Here is a 2858-nt window from a genome sequence, read left to right on the forward strand (position 1 = left end):
CGGCATCACGGTCAGCCCGCCAAGCGCCGCGACCCGCCGCACGGCGGCACTCCATGGCGCGGCATTGCAGTCGCCCGCCATGATGGCCGTCTCGCCGAGCGCGGAAAGCGGCTCCGTCAACTCGCCGATCTGCCAGTACTGCTCGCGTGGCCACGGCCAACTGAGGTGGATCGCCGCGACATCGACGTCGATCCCGCCGAAGTCGACGGTCGCTGTCGCCATGGCGCCGCGCCTTTCGCAACGCGCCTCGGTGCCCGCGGCAAAGGGCCTCCGCGAGAGCAACGCGACGCCGAATATGCCGTTGGGATAGGGACAGAGGATCCGGTATGGATAGGCGCTGCTGATATAGCCAAGCTCGGTCGCCCACATCGCCGATACCTCGTCGAGGGTGATCACGTCGGGATTGGTCCGGCCGATCAGCGACAGCACCTTCTTCGGCGTCGGATTGTCGTAGCGCAGGTTCATCTGCAGCAGCTTGTAGATTGCGCGGTCTTCGTTCTTGGCTTCATAGGCGGCCTCAACCGGCCACAGGCGGGAGAAGGACAGCGACCCGGAAGTGGTGGCGAAGGCCGCCACGGCAAAAAGCAGTGCCACGGCCGCCTGCAGGCGAAATGTCGTGGCCAGCAGCGGCAGCGCGCAAAGCGCCATCAGCACGGCAAGGTGGACGCGGAAATGCGAGAAGGAATCGAAGGCGGGATGCAGCGTTCCGAAAAACCCGGCCACCAGAGCGATCGAACAGGCCAGCATTGCCAGGAATGCAACCGAAATCAGCAATGTCCCGAGGCTCGCTCTCTCCATGCCGCCTGCTTATCGGCAGAAATGCGGCCCAATCAAGATGAGAAATGCCGCCGCGGTGCGTGGCATCGGCCTACTGGAACGCCGTTTCCGAAAAACTTCTGAGCTTGCGCGAATGCAACCGCTCCATCGGCATTTCCGCGAGCTTCTCCATCGCCCTGATGCCGATGGTCAGGTGCTGCGCCACCTGGCGCTTGTAGAATTCGGTCGCCATGCCGGGCAGCTTCAACTCGCCATGCAGCGGTTTGTCCGAAACGCACAGCAGCGTGCCGTAGGGAACGCGAAAGCGGAAGCCATTGGCGGCGATGGTCGCCGATTCCATGTCGAGTGCGATGGCGCGAGATTGCGACAGACGCTGTACCGGGCCACGCTGGTCGCGCAGTTCCCAGTTGCGATTGTCGATGGTGGCGACGGTGCCGGTGCGCATGATGCGCTTTAGGTCGTAGCCGGAAAGGCCGGTGACTTCGGCGACGGCTTCCTGCAACGCCACCTGGATTTCGGCCAGCGGCGGGATCGGCACCCAGACCGGAAGATCGTCGTCCAGCACATGGTCCTCGCGCACATAGGCATGCGCCAGCACATAGTCGCCCAGCGCCTGGGTGTTGCGCAGGCCGGCGCAGTGGCCGAGCATCACCCAGGCATGCGGCCTCAGCACCGCGATATGGTCGGTGATGGTCTTGGCGTTGGAGGGCCCGACGCCGATATTGACCATGGTGATGCCGCCATGTCCCGATTTCTTCAGGTGATAGGCCGGCATCTGCGGCAGGCGCGGCGGTGCAACGCCTTCGCTGGGCGCGCTTTGCCCGCTCTTGGTGATGACATTGCCCGGCTCGACGAACTCCGTGTATCCGCCGCCGCCATTGGCCATCAGGTTGCGGGCGCGGGCGACGAACTCGTCGATGTAGAACTGATAATTGGTGAACAGCACGAAGTTCTGGAACTGCTGCGGCGTGGTTGCCGTATAGTGCGACAGCCGGTGCAGCGAATAATCGATGCGCTGCGCCGTGAAGGGCGCCAGAGGCCTCGGCTCGCCAAAGGCGACTTCGAAGGTGCCGTTGGCGATCTGTCGTCGGTGCCGTCGAGATCCGGCACGTCGAACAGATCGCGGATCGGCCGCTTGATGCGCTCTGCCGTCGCGCCGTCGACATGGGTGCCTTCAAGGAAGGCGAAATGCAGCGGGATGGGTGTGGTCGATTCCGACACCGTGACCGCAACCCCATGATTGCGCATGATCAGGCGCAACTGCTCGACGAGGTAGCTTTCGAACAGGCCCGGCTGGGTGATGGTGGTGGAAAAATGCCCAGGCGTCGGCATATGGCCATAGGCCTGGCGCGAGTCGATCTGGGTGAACGAGTTGGTGGTGACACCGATCTCCGGATAAAAGGCCCGGTAGCGCTTGCCATTGTCGCCGCCTGCTGCCGCCAGCTCTGCAAAGGAGTCGCGCAGGAATTTGGTATTGCGGTCGTAAAGCGCCTGCAGTGCCTTGACTGCTTTTTCGGCGCTATCAAAGCTTTGCCGGCCAAAAGGCTCCGGCATGACGACAGATTCGATGGCTTGTGGGTAGATTCGCTTTTCCATGGCTCAATATAGAGACTTGGATCGGCACTTGGGAGGGGTGTCGCGACCGAAGGCGGCCAAAGCGCCGTTTTTCTTCAACCGCGCTGCAGGCTGACCAGGAGCACAAAGCCGACGCCGGACTTCTTCAGGGCTGGTGCGTCGATCGTCGAGCCGGCGTCAGTGCGCATCATCGGCACGGCCAGAACCGGAGCGGCCAGCACCGTCAGGATAAGCGCCGCCCGCGGCAGAAGCCGAAGGGTCTTGAGAGTGTTGGCGGCGATGCGGTTCATGGCGTTCAGCTTTTCTTTCGAGGTCTTGGTTTCTTTGGTCAGTTGCGAAGATGGGTGGGGCAGGCGAGGCGGCAGGTTCTGGAACTGGCTTCGTCCCAGGCGCGGGCCGGACGGCCCGCTTCGGCGACGAGGATGGCGAAGAACATTCCAAACAGGCTCACCAGCAGGCAGACGATGGTGAAGCGGCGAGCAAGCATTGGGTCGGTCTCCTTCAAC

At 63.0% G+C, this 2858-nt stretch carries 2 protein-coding genes and 1 pseudogene; all 3 read right to left on the reverse strand.

Annotated elements, in window-relative coordinates; translation table 11 throughout:
- Nucleotides 1–798, reverse strand: a 798-nt coding sequence (locus tag EN939_RS28260; RefSeq protein ID WP_127271010.1) for an endonuclease/exonuclease/phosphatase family protein, incomplete at its 3' end; no start/stop codon positions are given.
- A 70-nt stretch (nucleotides 799–868) separates the two neighbouring features.
- Nucleotides 869–2331 (reverse strand): annotated as a pseudogene (locus EN939_RS28265) (AMP nucleosidase).
- Between the two features lie 116 nt (nucleotides 2332–2447).
- Nucleotides 2448–2642 carry a hypothetical protein gene (locus EN939_RS28270; RefSeq protein WP_127270986.1) on the reverse strand — a complete coding sequence of 65 codons (195 nt, stop codon included), beginning with the start codon at nucleotides 2640–2642 and terminating at the stop codon, nucleotides 2448–2450.
- Between the last annotated feature and the right edge of the window lie 216 nt (nucleotides 2643–2858).

The organism is Mesorhizobium sp. M7A.F.Ca.CA.002.05.1.1 (assembly GCF_003998335.1).
In the GTDB taxonomy this organism is placed as follows: domain Bacteria; phylum Pseudomonadota; class Alphaproteobacteria; order Rhizobiales; family Rhizobiaceae; genus Mesorhizobium.